Source organism: Streptomyces griseoviridis (genome assembly GCF_005222485.1).
GTDB lineage: Bacteria > Actinomycetota > Actinomycetes > Streptomycetales > Streptomycetaceae > Streptomyces > Streptomyces hintoniae.
On sequence record NZ_CP029078.1, the window covers coordinates 7310594 to 7326141 of the forward strand.

15 protein-coding genes are annotated in these 15548 nt (G+C 74.1%); 7 read left to right on the plus strand and 8 right to left on the minus strand.

Annotated features, from left to right (window positions below; translation table 11 throughout):
* Positions 1-116 precede the first annotated feature (116 nt).
* From DDJ31_RS31670 to DDJ31_RS31680, 3 genes are all read right to left on the minus strand, one after another.
* A complete protein-coding gene (locus tag DDJ31_RS31670) occupies positions 117-1196 on the minus strand; it encodes a zinc-dependent alcohol dehydrogenase family protein (protein ID WP_127176986.1) in 1080 nt (359 codons plus the stop codon).
* A gap of 185 nt (positions 1197-1381) precedes the next feature.
* Positions 1382-2806 (minus strand): sensor histidine kinase, encoded by a 1425-nt coding sequence (locus DDJ31_RS31675; RefSeq protein WP_127176985.1) that lies wholly within the window; start codon positions 2804-2806, stop codon positions 1382-1384.
* Positions 2806-3537: a response regulator transcription factor gene (locus DDJ31_RS31680; protein ID WP_127176984.1), complete on the minus strand. Its 732-nt coding sequence runs from the start codon at positions 3535-3537 to the stop codon at positions 2806-2808. Before DDJ31_RS31680 ends, DDJ31_RS31675 begins: the two co-directional genes overlap by 1 nt.
* A gap of 172 nt (positions 3538-3709) precedes the next feature.
* Between DDJ31_RS31680 and DDJ31_RS31685 the strand changes: the two genes are divergently transcribed.
* The 5 genes from DDJ31_RS31685 (at position 3710) to DDJ31_RS31705 (ending at position 7925) form a co-directional block, all read left to right on the plus strand.
* Positions 3710-5074 (plus strand): ferredoxin reductase family protein, encoded by a 1365-nt coding sequence (locus DDJ31_RS31685; RefSeq protein ID WP_127176983.1) that lies wholly within the window; start codon positions 3710-3712, stop codon positions 5072-5074.
* Between the two features lie 12 nt (positions 5075-5086).
* Entirely contained in the window at positions 5087-5530 is a 444-nt protein-coding gene (locus tag DDJ31_RS31690; RefSeq protein ID WP_127176982.1) for an FMN-binding protein, read from the plus strand.
* On the plus strand, positions 5523-6296 hold the full coding sequence (locus tag DDJ31_RS31695; RefSeq protein WP_240677995.1) for an FAD:protein FMN transferase: 774 nt from the start codon (positions 5523-5525) through the stop codon (positions 6294-6296). Before DDJ31_RS31690 ends, DDJ31_RS31695 begins: the two co-directional genes overlap by 8 nt.
* Positions 6297-6369: 73 nt before the next feature.
* The gene (locus tag DDJ31_RS31700) at positions 6370-6897 is read left to right on the plus strand and encodes a DUF2231 domain-containing protein (protein ID WP_127176981.1); all 528 of its coding nucleotides are present in this window, start codon (positions 6370-6372) and stop codon (positions 6895-6897) included.
* A gap of 149 nt (positions 6898-7046) precedes the next feature.
* Positions 7047-7925: a universal stress protein gene (locus tag DDJ31_RS31705; RefSeq protein ID WP_127176980.1), complete on the plus strand. Its 879-nt coding sequence runs from the start codon at positions 7047-7049 to the stop codon at positions 7923-7925.
* Between the two features lie 21 nt (positions 7926-7946).
* Here DDJ31_RS31705 and DDJ31_RS31710 read toward each other — a convergent pair whose 3' ends face one another.
* Complete coding sequence (locus tag DDJ31_RS31710; RefSeq protein WP_127176979.1) at positions 7947-8273, minus strand: dsRBD fold-containing protein; 327 nt, start codon at positions 8271-8273, stop codon at positions 7947-7949.
* Between the two features lie 211 nt (positions 8274-8484).
* On the minus strand, positions 8485-9153 hold the full coding sequence (locus tag DDJ31_RS31715; RefSeq protein ID WP_127176978.1) for a CBS domain-containing protein: 669 nt from the start codon (positions 9151-9153) through the stop codon (positions 8485-8487).
* Positions 9154-9602: 449 nt separating this feature from the next.
* Here DDJ31_RS31715 and DDJ31_RS31720 point away from each other — a divergent pair, with 449 nt between their 5' ends.
* Positions 9603-10484: a universal stress protein gene (locus tag DDJ31_RS31720; RefSeq protein WP_127176977.1), complete on the plus strand. Its 882-nt coding sequence runs from the start codon at positions 9603-9605 to the stop codon at positions 10482-10484.
* A gap of 67 nt (positions 10485-10551) precedes the next feature.
* Entirely contained in the window at positions 10552-12933 is a 2382-nt protein-coding gene (locus tag DDJ31_RS31725) for a phosphoketolase family protein (protein ID WP_127176976.1), read from the plus strand.
* A gap of 126 nt (positions 12934-13059) precedes the next feature.
* Here the strand turns inward: DDJ31_RS31725 and DDJ31_RS31730 are convergent, their stop codons facing one another.
* The 3 genes from DDJ31_RS31730 to ppk2 all read right to left on the minus strand — a co-directional run bounded on the left by DDJ31_RS31730 (position 13060) and on the right by ppk2 (position 15275).
* Positions 13060-13677, minus strand: a complete 618-nt coding sequence (locus DDJ31_RS31730) for a CBS domain-containing protein (RefSeq protein ID WP_127182508.1) — start codon at positions 13675-13677, stop codon at positions 13060-13062.
* 47 nt (positions 13678-13724) lie between these two features.
* A complete protein-coding gene (locus DDJ31_RS31735; RefSeq protein WP_127176975.1) occupies positions 13725-14183 on the minus strand; it encodes a cyclic nucleotide-binding domain-containing protein in 459 nt (152 codons plus the stop codon).
* Positions 14184-14471: 288 nt separating this feature from the next.
* Entirely contained in the window at positions 14472-15275 is an 804-nt protein-coding gene (ppk2, locus tag DDJ31_RS31740) for a polyphosphate kinase 2 (RefSeq protein ID WP_127176974.1), read from the minus strand.
* Positions 15276-15548 lie beyond the last annotated feature (273 nt).

Genomic DNA, 15548 nt, shown 5'->3' on the forward strand with positions numbered 1-15548 from the left:
GTACCGCGGATATCCGGGCGCGACCCCGGCCGGGTCGGCCACCTCGTCCGCCGTCAGGCCCAGCTCCCGCCGACGGCCGGCCGGGCGCCGCCCGATGTCTCCGGCCGTCATCGCGCTCACGCCCCGTCCGCGGCGCGGAGACTCACCACGTCGTGCGGTGGCCGGCCGAGCACGACCTTCAGGGCGCCGGTGTCCGCGGCCCGGGAGAACACGTCGTACGCCTCCCGCATCGCGTCGAGCGGGAAGGTGTGGGTGACCATCGGGGACGTCGGCAGCCGTCCTGCCGCGGCCATCCGCAGCAGCGTGGGCGTCGAACGGGTGTCGACGAGGCCCGTGGTGATCGTCAGGTTCCTGATCCACAGGTCCTCCAGGTGCAGCACGGCGGGTTTCCCGTGCACACCGATGTTGGCGACATGCCCGCCCGGCCGCACCAGACGGGTGCACAGCTCGAAGGTCTCCGGTGCGCCGACTGCCTCGATGACGACATCGGCCCCGAGCCCGTCGGTCAGGTCGGCGACGAGCCGCCCGGGGTCCTCGTCCGCGAGCGCCACGGCGTCGGCGCCGAAGTGCTTGGCCGCGTCGAGGCGGCCGGTCGCGAGGTCGATCGCGATGACCCGGTCGGGGGACAGGAGTCCGGCCGTGGCGACGGCTGCCAGCCCGATGGGCCCGGCACCGACGACGGCCACGGTGTCCCCGGGCCGCACCCGGCCGTTGCGGACACCCACCTCGTAGGCGGTGGGGAAGATGTCGGCGAGGAGGACGGCGTCGTTGCTCGCGAGCGACCCGGGCAGCGGGTACACGGACAGGTCGGCGTGCGGGACACGGACGTACTCCGCCTGCGTGCCGTCGATCAGGTGGCCGAGGATCCAGCCCCCGCCGCCGCGGCACTGTCCGTAGACGGCTTCCCGGCAGAAGCGGCACCGGCCGCAGGCCGTGATGCAGGAGACGAGCACCCGGTCGCCGGGCCGGACCCCGCGCACGTCAGGTCCCGCCTCGACGACCTCGCCGACGGCCTCGTGCCCGAGGACCGTCCCCGAGGGCACCTCGGGGACGTCGCCCTTGAGGATGTGCAGATCGGTGCCGCAGATGGTGACGGCGTCCACCCGGACGACGACGTCACCGGGCTCCTCGACGAGGGGGTCGGGCACTTCCTGCCAGGCGGCCGCGCCGGGGCCTTCGAAGACGAACGCTTTCATGACCGTTCCTTCCGTTCCCCCCTCCTGGGAGGCCCAGCCGCCCGGCCCGGTCCCGACCGGTTTCATCCGGTGCCGACGCGGGCGGCCGACCTGGGGCACACACCTCACAGCCTCCGCCGACGCCCGCGGCCCCGGCTTGGGCCGACCGGACCCCGACGGGACCGCATGGCCCCCCGGCCGCCCCCTCAGCGGGGAAGCGTCAGCAGGAAGGTCGTCCCGCCCGGCCGGCTGGTGACGGTGACCGTCCCGTGGTGCGCGGTCACGACGGCGTGGACGATCGCGAGCCCGAGCCCCGTGCTCCCGGTGGCGCGGGAGCGCGCGTGGTCGGCGCGGACGAACCGCCCGAAGACCTCCCCCTGGAGCGCTTGTGGGATGCCCGGCCCGTTGTCGCTGACCCGTACCCGGACCCCGGTCCCCTCCTGGGTGAGCGCGACAGTCGTCTCCGTGCCGGGCGGGGTGTGCGTGCGGGCGTTGGCGAGGAGGTTGCCGACGGCCTGCTGGAGCCGGTGCGCGTCACCGGTGACGACGACCGGGGAGTCGGGCAGGTCGAGCAGCCAGACGTGGTCGGGGGCGGCTGCCCGCGCGTCGTCCGTCGCGTCCAGGATCAGGCGGGTCAGGTCGACCGGCTCGTGGGCGAGGGGCCGCCCGGCGTCGATCCTGGCCAGCAGCAGGAGGTCGTCGACGAGCCCCGACATCCGCCGGGACTCCGCGTCGATGCGCTGGAGGGCGTGCCTGACCTCGCCCGGCAGGGGGCCCACGCGCCGCAGGGCGAGTTCGGCGTGACCGCGGATGTTGGCCACCGGAGTCCGCAGCTCGTGACTGGCGTCCGCGGCGAAATGGCGGAGCCTCTCCTCGCTCGCGTGGCGGCGCACGAGGGCGTCCTCGATGTGGCCGAGCATGTGGTTGAGGGCGCTGCCCACCTGCCCGACCTCGGTGCCGGGGTCGGCGTCGGCCAGCGGCGCGGGCATGGCGATCTCACCGCTGGCCAGCGGCAGCGCCGCCACCTCCGCCGCCTGCGCGGTGACCCGCTTGAGGGGGCGCAGGGAGACGCGCACCCACAGCGCCCCGGCGACACCGGTGACCAGCAGCGCGGCACCGAACAACGCGGCCTCGACCGCTTCGAGACGGTGCACGGTGTCCTCCACCGGGTGCAGGGGAAGGCCGGTGACCAGGACGTCCCGGTCGTCACCCGGCACCGCCACGACCCGGTAGATGCCCAACGTGGACAGCCGTACGTCGTGCCCCCGGCCGTCGGTGGGGACCGCGGCCAGGGCGCGGCGCTCGTCGGCGGTCAGCGGGACGGACCGGTCGGCGGTGTCGTCTACGACGGCCGCCCGGGTGACCTCTCCGCCGAGGAGGCGTGCCCCGAAGGTGGCGTCGGCCTGCCCGCGGGTGTCGGGGCGGTTGTCGGCGTCGGGCCTGGCCTCGTGCTCCAGGCTCGCCGCGAAACGGCCCCCGGAGGCGGTGAGCTGCAGGTCGAGACGCCCCAGCAGGAAACCGCGCAGCGCCAGCGCGGTGCTGACCCCGACGGCCAGACACGCCAGGGCGAGCAGCACGACGAGACCGGCGGTGAGCTGGCCGCGGAGCGTGCGGGGGAGCGGGCGTCTCATCACTGACCCGGCTTGAGGACATACCCGACACCGCGCACCGTGTGGATCATCGGACTCCGTCCGGCGTCGATCTTGCGTCGCAGATAGCTGATGTACAGCTCGACGACATGGGCACGGCCACCGAAGTCGTAGGCCCACACCCGGTCGAGGATCTGCTCCTTGGACAGCACCCGGCGCGGGTTGCGCATCAGGAACCGAAGGAGTTCGAACTCGGTGCGCGACAGGTCGACGACGGCACCGCCGCGCCTGACCTCCCTGGCCTCCTCGTCCATGGCGAGGTCACCGACGGCGAGCCAGGCCGTCCCCGTGCCCGCGGTCATACCGGCCCGCCGCAGCAGGCCGCGCAGCCGGGCGATGACCTCCTCGAGACTGTACGGCTTGGTGACGTAGTCGTCCCCGCCCGCGGTGATCCCCGCGATGCGGTCCTCCACCGCGTCCCGGGCCGTCAGGAACAGGACGCACACGCTGGGCGCCTCCCGCCGGAGCGCGCGCAGGACCTGGAGTCCGTCGAGATCCGGCAGCATCCAGTCCAGGACCACCGCGTCGGGCCTGAACTCCGCCGCGGTGCGCAGCGCGGTGGAGCCGTCGGCGGCGGCGCGGACCTCCCACCCCTCACCGGTCAGCGCTCCGGCCAGCACGTCGGTGACGTCCGGTTCGTCGTCGACGACCAGGATCCGTACGGGGGCGCCGTCGGCGTGGTGCAGCGGGGGTGCGGTGAGCGGTTCGTCCATGGTCCCCCCAGCATCCCCCGACGCGGGCCGTCACCGGGCGGACGGTGTCTCTGAGTTTCCTCTGAATGAGCGCGAGGACCGGCAGGCGGGGCCCATTCAGAGGATTCGCAGAAGTACGGCTGTGAGGCTGCTGACCGTCCGCCGCCGAAGCGGCCCCGACCGGAGGAACCTCATGACCACCACCGTGACCGGCGCTTCCCGCGCGAGCGGCGGCGTCCGCCATCGGCGCCCCCGCCGCACCCCGGTGCCCTTCCTGGCGCAGCTGCTGATCTGGGCCGGTGCCGCCGGTGTGCTGGGCCTGTGGTGGAGCCACACCACCGCGGTCGTCGGCCCGGCCGGCTGGCTGACCGGCGCAGGACGCATCACCGGGCTGCTGGCCGGCTACGCCTGCGCCGTGCTGCTGGCGCTGATGGCACGCGTCCCGCTCCTCGACCACGGCGTCGGCACCGACCGGCTCGCCCGCTGGCACGCGCTGGGCGGGCGCTGCACGGTCTCGCTGGCGCTCGCCCACACCCTGCTCGTCATCTGGGGGTACTCGCTGACCTCGCACACCGGAGTGGTCAGCGAGACCTCCACCCTCGTGCTGAGCTGTCCCGACCTTCTGAAAGGCACCATCGGGTTCCTGCTGTTCCTGGCCACCGGCATCCTGTCGGCCCGCGCGGCCCGCCGCAGGATGAGCTACGAGACCTGGCACTACCTCCACTTCGCCACCTATCTGGCGGTCTTCCTCAGCTTCGGACACCAGCTCTCGGACGGTGCCGACTTCGTCGGCGACCGACTCGCCCAGGCCGCCTGGTACGCGCTGTTCATCGGCGTCGCCGCGCTGCTCGTCTGGTTCAGGTTCGCCGTCCCCCTCCGACGCGGGCTGCGCCACCGCATGCGCGTCGCCGAGGTACGTCCCGAGGCCCCGGGCGTCGTCTCCGTCCACCTCACCGGCGAGCACCTGGACGAACTGGGCGGCGAGCCCGGCCAGTTCCTGCGCTGGCGGTTCCTCGCCCGCGGACTGTGGTGGACCGCGAACCCCTACTCCCTGTCCGCCCCCGCGCACCCCCGTCATCTGCGCATCACCGTGAAGTCCGCGGGCGCGCACAGCGCCGCGCTCGCCCACCTCGCCCCCGGGACCAGGGTCTCGGCCGAGGGCCCGTACGGCGGGTTCACCGCCAGGCGCCGCACCGCCGCCAAGGTGCTTCTGCTCGCGGGCGGGGTCGGCATCACGCCCTTGCGCGCTCTCTTCGAGACGCTCCCGGGGCAGGTCACGCTCGTCCACCGGGCCCGCCGCACCGTCGATCTCGCCCTGCGCGCCGAGATCGACGCGATAGCCGCCCGCCGGGGCGCCACCGTCCACCATGTCGTCGACGAGCCGGGCGGACCCGCCTCTCCCCTCACCGCGGCGGGCCTGAGCGCCCTGGTCCCCGACCTGGCGGCGCACGACGTCTACCTCTGCGGTCCGCCCGGCATGGCGAGGGCCGCAACCGGCGCCCTGCGGGAGGCCGGCGTCCCGGCCCGGCGCATCCACCACGAGTCCTTCGCCTTCTGAGGAGCACCAGTCATGCGCCGCGCCGTCGTCGCCACCACCGGGATCAGCGCCCTGGTCGTCACGCTGCTCGCTCTCAAACCCCATCAGCCGCCGGCCCTGGCCAGCGGTGCGATCCGCGGTCCCGCGGCCGGTCCGTCCGCGCATCCGCCCACCGGCGGCGCGTCCGGCGCACCGGCGGGCACGGGCACGTTCACCGGGGACCCCGTCGACACGTCGTACGGGACCGTGCAGGTCGCCGTCACCCTCGCCAAGGGGCGGATCACCGCGGTGAAGGTCCTTCGGGCACCGGACGGAAACGGACGCGACCGGCAGATCGCCTCCTACGCGCTGCCCCGCCTCACCCAGGAGGCGATCGGCGCGCAGAGCGCGCACATCGACGCGGTCTCCGGCGCCAGCTACACCAGCCAGGGCTACGTCCGGTCCCTGCAGAGTGCCCTGGACCAGGCGCATGGCTGACCCCGAGCGCCTCCCGCGCCACGTCGAGCACGTCATGGGCACGGTCTTCTCGTTCGACATCAGGGACCGCCCCACCAGGGCCATCCGCGAAGCCCTGGCCCAAGCCGTGCGGCACCTCCACCGCGTCGACGCGGTGTTCTCGCCCTACCGGCCCGACAGCCACATCAGCCGCCTCGACCGGGGCGAGATCCGGCTCGGTCAGTGCCCGCCCGAGGTCCACGAGGTCCTGTCGCTGTGCGCGCGGGCCACCCACGAGAGCGACGGCTGGTTCAGTGTTGTCCCGGCCGGCGCCCTGGACCCCTCCGGCCTCGTCAAGGGCTGGGCCACCGAGGCGGCCTCCCGGCTCCTGTACGAGGCAGGGGCCCGCAACACGTGTGTCAACGGCGGCGGGGACATCCAGCTCCGCGGCCGGGCGGCCGACGGCGTTCCGTGGCGGGTGGGCACAGCCCACCCGCTGCGGCCCGGTGAACTCGCCACCGTGGTCACCGCCTCCGGTGAGGCGGCGATCGCCACCTCAGGCACCGCGGAGCGGGGTCACCACATCGTCGACCCGCACAGCGGGCGCCCCGCCACGGCGTTCGCCTCCCTCACGGTCGTCGGGAACCGGCTGACCCCCACCGACGCCTGCGCGACCGCCGCGTTCGCCCGCGGTGACGGGGCGCGGGAGTGGCTTGAGGCCCTCGAGGGCTACGAGGCGTTCGCGATCCTGCCCGACGGCCAGGAGTGGCGGACGTCCGGTTTCCACCGATACGCACCATCATGCTGACCAGGAACCGCTGACCGCCCGCACCCGGCGTCCGCTCCGCGTGACACCGGCCACCGAACCCGCAAGGAGCCCCATGGGACCCGTCCTCGTCAATGGCCTCCCCGCCCACGTCCTGCTCGTGCACTTCGTCGTGGTCCTGGTACCGCTGACCGCGCTGGCGTTGCTGGCGTGCGCCGTCTGGCCGTCCGTGGCGCGACGGTTCGGGATCGCCCTGCCGGTGCTCGCGCTGGTCACCCTGATCAGCGTGCCGATCACGACGCACGCGGGGGAGTGGCTGGAGCGGCACGTCCAGAGCGACGCCCTGGTCCGCAGGCACACCGGGCTCGGTGACGAACTCCTCCCCTGGGTGATCGCGCTGTTCGTGATGTCCGTCGTGGTGTGGTGGGTCTACCGGCGGACCGCGCGCGCCGCGTCCGGGCAGCCGGAGTCCCGCGCTGTCACCGTCGCGATGCCGCTGCGCCTGGCCGTCCTGGTGCTGTCGCTGGCCGCCGCGGTCGGGGCCTGTGTGCAGGTCTACCGGATCGGGGACTCCGGTGCCAGGGCCGCCTGGCACGACGCCTACTCGGCCACGGCACGGACCGACGGCGTCCGCTTCCGGTAGCGGCCGTCCGCGCCGGGGGCCGTCCGGAGCGCGGACAGGGACCTTCGGCCCCCGGGGGCACCCCCGGTGGCTCTGCCCTCGCCGGTCACTGCCGGGGCAGCGTGACGGGGAAGGGTCGTACCCGGCGACTGTCGCATCGGGAGGTAGCCATGAACACCACTGAATCCCCGGCCCGCGGCCTCGGGCCTGTGGTCGTGGGCACGGACGGCTCCGAGCAGGCGACCCGCGCGGTGCTGTGGGCCGCCGACGAGGCGGTGGCCCGCGACCGCCCCCTGACCGTGCTCCACGCGACGGGCGTCGAGCACGCCGGACATCTGCCCTTCGACGGTTCGAGCAGCGTGCTCGGCGGCGCGCGGGAGATCCTCGACGACGCGATGGCGCGCGTGTCCCAGCGGCACCCTGACGCCGACGCGCGCACCTGGCTCAGCCGCGACGGAGCAACGCGGAGCCTGGTGGAAGCGGCGGGGGGCGACGGGACGGTCGTGGTCGGCTCCCGCGGTCGTGGAGGGTTCTCCGCGCTGCTCCTGGGATCGGTCGGACTGCGCACGGCGGCCAGGGCGCGAGGACCGGTCGTGGTCGTGCGCGGGGCGCGGGAGATGCCGCCGCGCGGCACCGTGACGGCCGCCGTCCGCGACGACGGCGACCTGTCCGCGCTGCGTCACGCCGCGTGGACCGCCCGCGCGCACGGCGCGTCGCTCAAGGTGACCAGCGTGTGGATGTTCCTGCAGAACGTGGGGTCCATGGCGACCATGTTCGACGACCTCGGCGGCATCGCGGAGGCGGAGGCCGAGGCGACGGCGCGCATGGTCGAACCGGTCCGCGAGGAGTTCCCGGAGCTGACCGTCGCGGTGGAGACGGTGAAGGCGTCCTCCGCCGCCGGAGCCCTCATCGAGGCCGCCGGGGGCAGCGACCTCCTGGTGGTCGGAGCGCGCAGGGCCGCGCACGCCCCGGGGTTCCCGCTCGGGCACGTCACGCACGCGGTGCTGCACCATGCTCCGTGCCCGGTCGCCGTGGTCCCGCGCGGCTGAACCGCCGGGCGACCGCTCCCGTCAACTGTCGGCCTTGTCGGCCTTGTCGGCCTTGTCGGCCCTGTCGGCCCTGTCGGCCTTGTCGGGGGGTGCCGCGAGGTGAGCGATGTCGTCGGAGGCGACCTCGTGCAGGCGGATCGCGAGGTCCTCCAGAGCCCGGCCGGCCGCCAGTTCGTCACCGATCTCCGGGATGGCCCGGTCGCCCGGGTCACGGCGGGCCGTGCCCCGGCCCACCAGGTGCGCCGTGTCCTCACGCCAGGAGTCCTGTGTGGTCAGGACGGCCCGCGCCTGGGTCTCGTCGCCGTCCTCGGTGAGGTAGATCCGCGCGGTCCACTGTCTGGCCTTCATGATCGATCTCCGTCCGGTCGTCCGACCGACCCGCTGGAAGGGCGGTCCGTGTGCGCCGTGTCCCCCGTCAAGCGTCCGACGGCGAGGGCGTCCGACGGCAGGGCCGGTCGGCCCCCGCCGGACGACCGACCGGGCCCTCGGCGCGGTGGACCGCCGTTCGCCGCAAGCGGAGGGTGCCGCTGTGCCGGAGGGGGGCCCGCCTCGCGGGGCACTACCCGGGCAGGCCGGCCCCTGACCCGCCGTGCGCCAGGTCGAACCGCACGTCCACCACCCCTTCGACCGCCCGCACCAGCCGGGCGGCCACCGGGACCAGGGAGGTGTCGCGGATCCGGCCGGTCAGGGTGGCGACACCGTCGCGCACCTCGACCTGGACCACCGAGCCGGGCGGCGGGAGCAGGTAGGACACGATCTCCCGCCGCACCTCCTCGGCGATGTCGTCGTCGGCGCGCAGGAAGACGTCGAGCAGGTCGGCGCGGCTGACGAGCCCCTCCAGCAGACCGGTCCCGTCGACGACGGGCAGCCGCTTGACCCCGGCCCGCGCCATGACGCGGGCGGCCTCCGCGAGAGTGGCGCCGGCGCGCACCGTGACCGCGGGGGAGGACATCAGGTCGCCCGCGGTCACCGCCCGCGCCTTGGCCGTCCCGGCGCCGCCGCGGAGCCTGACGTACCCCTCCGGCGGGCTGTCGCGCAGCTCCTCCTTGGGCAGCAGGTCGGCCTCCGAGACCACGCCGACCACCCGCCCCTCGCCCTCGGTCACAGGCAGGGCACTGACCCGCCACTCCTGCATTAGCCACACGACCTCCTTGAAGGGGGCCCGCCGACCGACCGAGACGACCGTCTGGGTCATGACGTCGCTGACGATGTGCCGGGTGCCGTACATGGTGAACTCCGGGTCCTCGGTGGCTGGTCCGACTCCAGCCTCCGGCCGCGGCGGCGTACCGGCCAGGGGCCATCAGGCCCCCGCGCGGACCGTTCGGCTCTCCGCGCCCGCGCGGCGTCCACCGGACGGTCGCGCCCGACGCGCCGCCGGCCGGCCCCGGGCTTCCGGGGCCGTTCGGTCCCGTACGGGGTCGAACGGCCCCTCACGGACGCGGTCTGCCATCGACAGGCTTGGGAGCGCGACATCCGGTCCGGGCAGGCGGACCCGGCCATCGGGACCGTCCCGGACCCGACGTCCCGCACGGGTGGCCGGCAGAGGCGGCCCCGCACGGTGGGCCGTCCGAGGACACGACCGGTCACCCGAGGAGAGGAACACATGAGGACGGAACGGGCAGCGGCCCGCCAACCCGCACTCGCCCACGGGCTCTCACCCGTCCCGGGGCCGGGACGGTGAGCGCCACGGGGCTTCCGGTCACCGTCGGAATCGACGGGACCGAGCCGAGCCTGCGAGCGGTGGACTGGGCGGCCGACGAGGCCGCGCTGCGCGGGGCGCCGCTCAGGCTGGTCCACGCGTCCCTCTGGGAGCGTTACGAAGGCGGACTTCTCCCGCTGGACCCGGAGGAGCCCTACGAGCGGATGCGGGTCGAGGAGAACGCGGCCGTCGCGGAGCGCCGAGCCCGCCTGCGGCACCCGGACGCGACCGTCACGTTGGCCGTGTTCCCCGAGGACCCCGAATCGGTCCTCGTACGGGAGAGCGCCACCGCACAGGCGCTGGTGCTCGGGTGCCGCGGACGCGGCACCATGGGCCGCGCGTTCCTCGGCTCCGTCAGCCTCGGCGTCGCGGGACACGCCCACTGCCCCGTGATCGTGGTGCGCGGCGGCGGGGGTCAGCCGCCGTCGCCGGCCGCGGGACGGATCGCCCTCGGTGTCGACGCCGTCGCGGGCGGCTCCGCCGCCGCGCGTTTCGCGCTGGACGAGGCGGCGCTGCGGGGGACGTCCCTGCGGGCTGTCCGGGTCCGGCGGCGGAGCCCTCTCCAGGCGACCGCCGGGCCTGCGCGGGCCGACGGCGGGCCAGGGCTCCCCGAGCGGCCCGCTGCCGCCGCCTGCCTCGCGGACGCCCTGCGGGACGCCCCGGGCACGCTCGAAGTGGACGGCGCCACGGTCGAGGGGCACCCCCGCGACGTGCTGCTCGCGGTCTCCCGCGAGGCGGACCTGATCGTCGTCGGGACCCGGCGCAGGCACGGGCACACCGGCGTCCGGCCGAACGGGGTGGCCCACGCGCTGCTGCTCCACGCGTCCTGCCCGGTCGCCGTCGTGCCGGAACATTCCTAGCATTCCCGGCATGCACCCCTTTTCGTCGGCATGCACCCCTTTCTGAAGCGATGAACCCGGAGATCCCATGGCCAAGGCCGCTCGTACGGACGCCCCCGCACTCACCGACGAGGAGGTGCGCGCCCTGGACGCGCACTGGCGTGCCGCCAACTACCTGGCGGCGGGCCAGATCTACCTCATGGCCAATCCGCTGCTCACCGAGCCGCTCGCACCCGAGCACATCAAGCCCCGGCTGCTCGGCCACTGGGGCACCTCGCCCGGCCTCAACCTCGTGTACACCCACCTCAACCGGGTGATCGGGGCGCGCGGCCTCGACGCCCTGTGCGTCTGGGGGCCTGGACACGGCGGGCCCGCCGTCCTCGCCGGTTCCTGGCTGGAGGGGAGCTACAGCGAGACCTACCCCGACGTGTCGAGGGACGCGGCCGGCATGGGACGGCTGTTCCGCCAGTTCTCCTTCCCCGGCGGGGTGCCCAGCCATGTCGCCCCGGAGACCCCGGGCTCCATCCACGAGGGCGGCGAACTCGGCTACTCCCTCGCGCACGCCTACGGCGCCGCCTTCGACAACCCGGGCCTCCTGGTGGCCTGCGTGGTCGGTGACGGCGAGGCGGAGACCGGACCGCTCGCCGCGTCCTGGCACTCCACCAAGTTCCTCGACCCGGTCCACGACGGCGCCGTGCTGCCGATCCTGCACCTCAACGGCTACAAGATCGCCAACCCGACGGTCCTGTCCCGGCTGCCGGAATCCGAACTCGACGCGCTGCTGCGGGGATACGGCCACGAGCCCCTGCACGTCTCGGGCGACGACCCCGACACCGTGCACCGGGCACTGGCGGCCGCCTTCGACCAGGCGCTGGACACCATCGCCGTGATGCAGCGCACCGCCCGCGACGAGGGCGTCACCGAGCGGGTGCACTGGCCGATGATCGTCCTGCGCACCCCCAAGGGCTGGACCGGGCCCGCCGAGGTCGACGGCGTACCCGTCGAGGGCACCTGGCGCGCGCATCAGGTCCCGCTCGCCGGCGTCCGCGAGAACCCGCGGCACCTGCGGCAGTTGGAGCGGTGGCTGCGCTCGTACCGGCCCGAGGAACTGTTCGACGCGGACGGCCGTCCGGTCCCCGAGGTGCTGCGCTGCGTGCCCGAGGGGGCCAGGCGGCTCGGTGCCACCCCGCACGCCAACGGCGGACTCCTCACCCGCGAACTGCCCCTGCCGCCCCTCGACACCTTCGCCGTCCCGGTCGACGCGCCCGGTGCCACCCTGCACGAGCCCACCCGGGTGCTCGGCGACCTCCTCGCCCGGGTCATGAACGACACCCGGCGAAGCCGCGACTTCCGGCTCGTCGGCCCCGACGAGACCGCGTCCAACCGCCTCCAGGCCGTCTTCGACGCCAGCGGCAAGGCATGGCAGGCCGGGACGCTCCCGGTCGACGAACACCTCGACCGGCACGGCCGGGTGATGGAGGTCCTCTCCGAACACCTCTGCCAGGGCTGGCTCGAGGGCTATCTGCTGACCGGCCGGCACGGACTGTTCTCCTGCTACGAGGCGTTCGTGCACATCGTCGACTCGATGGTCAACCAGCACATCAAGTGGCTGAAGACCTCCCGCGAGTTGTCCTGGCGGGCCCCGGTCCCGTCCCTCAACTACCTTCTCACCTCGCACGTTTGGCGCCAGGACCACAACGGCTTCTCGCACCAGGACCCCGGATTCGTCGACCACGTCCTCAACAAGAGCCCCTCGGTGGTGCGGGTCTACCTGCCGCCGGACGCCAACACCCTGCTCTCCGTGGCCGATCACATCCTGCGCAGCCGCGACTACGTCAATGTCGTCGTCGCGGGCAAGCAGCCCTGCTTCGACTGGCTGACGATGGACCAGGCGCGCGCCCACTGCGCACGCGGGGCCGGGACCTGGGACTGGGCGAGCACCGACGGCGGACGCGAACCCGACGTCGTCCTGGCCTGCGCGGGCGACGTACCCACCCAAGAGGTGCTGGCCGCCGCCCAGTTGCTGCGCCGGCACCTGCCCGCGCTGGCGGTGCGGGTGGTCAACGTCGTCGACATGACCCGGCTGCTGCGGCACGAGGACCACCCGCACGGCATGCCCGACTTCGAGTACGACGGCCTGTTCACCACCGACAAACCCGTGATCTTCGCCTACCACGGCTATCCGTGGCTGGTCCACCGCCTGGCCTACGGACGCGCCGGACACCCGAACCTCCATGTGCGGGGGTACAAGGAGTCGGGCACCACGACCACGCCCTTCGACATGGTCGTCCGTAACGACCTCGACCGGTACCGGCTCGTCATGGACGTCATCGACCGGGTCCCCGGGCTCGCCGTCCGCGCGGCCCACGTCCGCCAGACGATGGCCGACGCGCGCACCCGCCACCGCGCCTGGATCACCGAACACGGCACGGACCTGCCGGAGGTCGCCGACTGGAGGTGGGAGGGCTGAGCCGACCCCGACCCGGGGGGCCGCCCCCGACTCCCTCCCCGGGGCGGGGGCCGGCCGCCCGGGGTCGGGATCAGCGTGCGGCTGTCGTGGTCCCGGGAGCGGCGCGCTGCTGTCGCGGCCCCAGCGTCAGCGCGCGGCCGGCGCGGTCAGCCGGCACTCCACGCCCACGACCCCCTCGACCCCGCCCACCAGACGCGCCGCGAGCGCGATCCGGTCGTCGGAACGCACCTGCCCCGTCAGGACGGCGACGCCCTCGACGACCGTGACGTGCACCAGCTCGGCCGGGGCGGGGAAGTGCGCCCCGACGACGTCGTGCCGGATCTCGTCGGCGAGGTCGCTGTCCGTGCGCAGGAACACCTTGAGCAGATCGCCGCGGCTCACCACGCCCTCCAGGACGCCTTCGGCGTCGGTGACGACCAGCCGCTTGACCCGCCGCAGCGCCATGACGCGCGCGGCCTCGGCGAGCGTGGTGTCCGCGTGCACGGTGACCGCGGGAGCGCTCATCAGCTCCCCGGCGGACACCGCGCCCGCCTTGGCGAGACCGGTGAGTCCGCCCTCCGCCGACGGGCCCTGACCGCCGTCCCGGAACTGCTCCTTCGGCAGCAGATCCGCCTCGGACACCACGCCGATCACCCGGCCGTCACCCGCCAGCACCGGCAGGGCGCTGACCTGCCACTGCCGCATGCGCTCGACGATGTCCTTGAAGAGGGCCCGGCGCCCCACGGCGACGACGGCGCGCGTCATCACGTCCCGCACCCGGCGCGGGCCGTGGGCGCGGGCGTCCACGGCGGTCACAGCAGTGCCCCGCTTCCGTGCGGGGCGTAGAGGTCGAGGAGCCTGGTCCGGCACGCGTGCAGCCGGTGGGCCATGGTCGCCCCGACCCAGGTGGCCACGGCCCGCCCGAACTCGGGGTCCTCGCCGCAGAGCGCCCGGACGGCGTCGGCGTCGAACTCCCAGGCCCGCACCGGGCTCGTCGTCTCGCCGCCCAGGTGCCAGAGGTAGGGCGGGAAGTGCCACGACCAGCCGACGAGTTCGCCGTGGCCCAGGGTCTCGATGACGGCGGACGGGCGTCCGGGCACCCGCACGTCGAGAGCGACGGTGCCGGTGCGCACGATCCAGAAACGGTCGGCGCGCCACCCCTCCTCGAACATGCGCTCCCCGGCGGCGAAGCCGACCTCGCGTGCGAGAGCCAGCAGCTTCTCGCGGTGAGCGGGCTCGAGAACCGCGCTCATGGTGGTGTTCACAGTCATCGCGGCGGACTCCGTTCGTGGGTTCGCCTCCAGCCTGGACACCGGGGGCCGCCGCCCGCCACGGGCCGTTCGGACCGCGCGGTGGGCCCTTCGGCCCAGAACGGGGGCGGGAGCGCACGACGTCCCGAGGAGACGGCCACGGCGGGAACCGGTGGGAGGCAGGTCGCTCACCGGCTCCCGCGCCGGGCCGGCGTGCCCGGTCGCCCTCGGAGCCGATCCCGTTCCCCGCGCCGCTCGGCGTACCCGGTCGTCCTCGTCCGCGACCCGTTCCCGGGAGGAGCCGATCGCTCAGAGACCCGACGCGTGATCGGGGACGTACGTCTGCAGATCCCGCGGCGGACGCTCGTAGCCGGTCGACGGCGGACGCTCCGGCAGCCGCAGCACCTGCGGCGCGGCCTCCTCGTAGGGAACGGACGCCAGCAGATGGGCGATCGTGTTCAGCCGCGCGCGCCGCTTGTCGTCGCTCTCCACCACGTACCAGGGGGCCTCCGCGATGTCGGTGTGGACCATCATGTCGTCCTTGGCGCGGGAGTATGCCTCCCAGCGTGTGATCGACTCCAGGTCCATCGGCGACAGCTTCCAGCGCCGCAGCGGATCGTCGAGACGGCGCCTGAAACGCTCCTGCTGCTCCGTGTCGCTCACCGAGAACCAGTACTTGCGCAGCAGGATCCCGTCCTCGACCAGCATCCGCTCGAAGATCGGGCACTGCCGCAGGAAGAGCTGGTACTCCTCCTTCGTGCAGAAGCCCATGACGTGCTCGACGCCCGCCCGGTTGTACCAGGACCGGTCGAACAGCACGATCTCCCCCGCGGCCGGCAGGTGTTCCACGTAGCGCTGGAAGTACCACTGGGTGCGCTCGCGCTCGGTGGGCCGTGGCAGCGCCGCGACCCGGGCCACCCGCGGGTTCAGGTGCTCGTTCACCCGCTTGATCGTGCCGCCCTTGCCGGCCGCGTCCCGCCCCTCGAAGACCACCACGAGCCGTGCGCCGGTCGACCGCACCCACTCCTGGAGCTTCACCAACTCCGTCTGAAGACGCAGCAGTTCCGCCTCGTACACCTTGCGTGGCAGTGTCACCTTTTGTCCGCCGGCCATGCCGCCTCCCCTCCCGTCGGGTCCTTGGGCCGTCCGGGACGGCTGCCGCGGAGCCCGCCCGTGTCCACGGTCGGACACCAGGACGCCAACGTACGTTCCGACGGCGCGCCCCGCACCCCGGACGCCCCGGGAGTGCGCGGGCCGGCGGCGGGGAAGGGCCGGTCGGCCCCGGCCGGGTGGGACGGCAGGCTCTCGTTCCGCGCCGCCCGCGCCCGGGAGCGGGGGCCCGGTCGGCGGGCGGCGGGGACCGGTCGGCCCGCGCGGGGCTGCGGT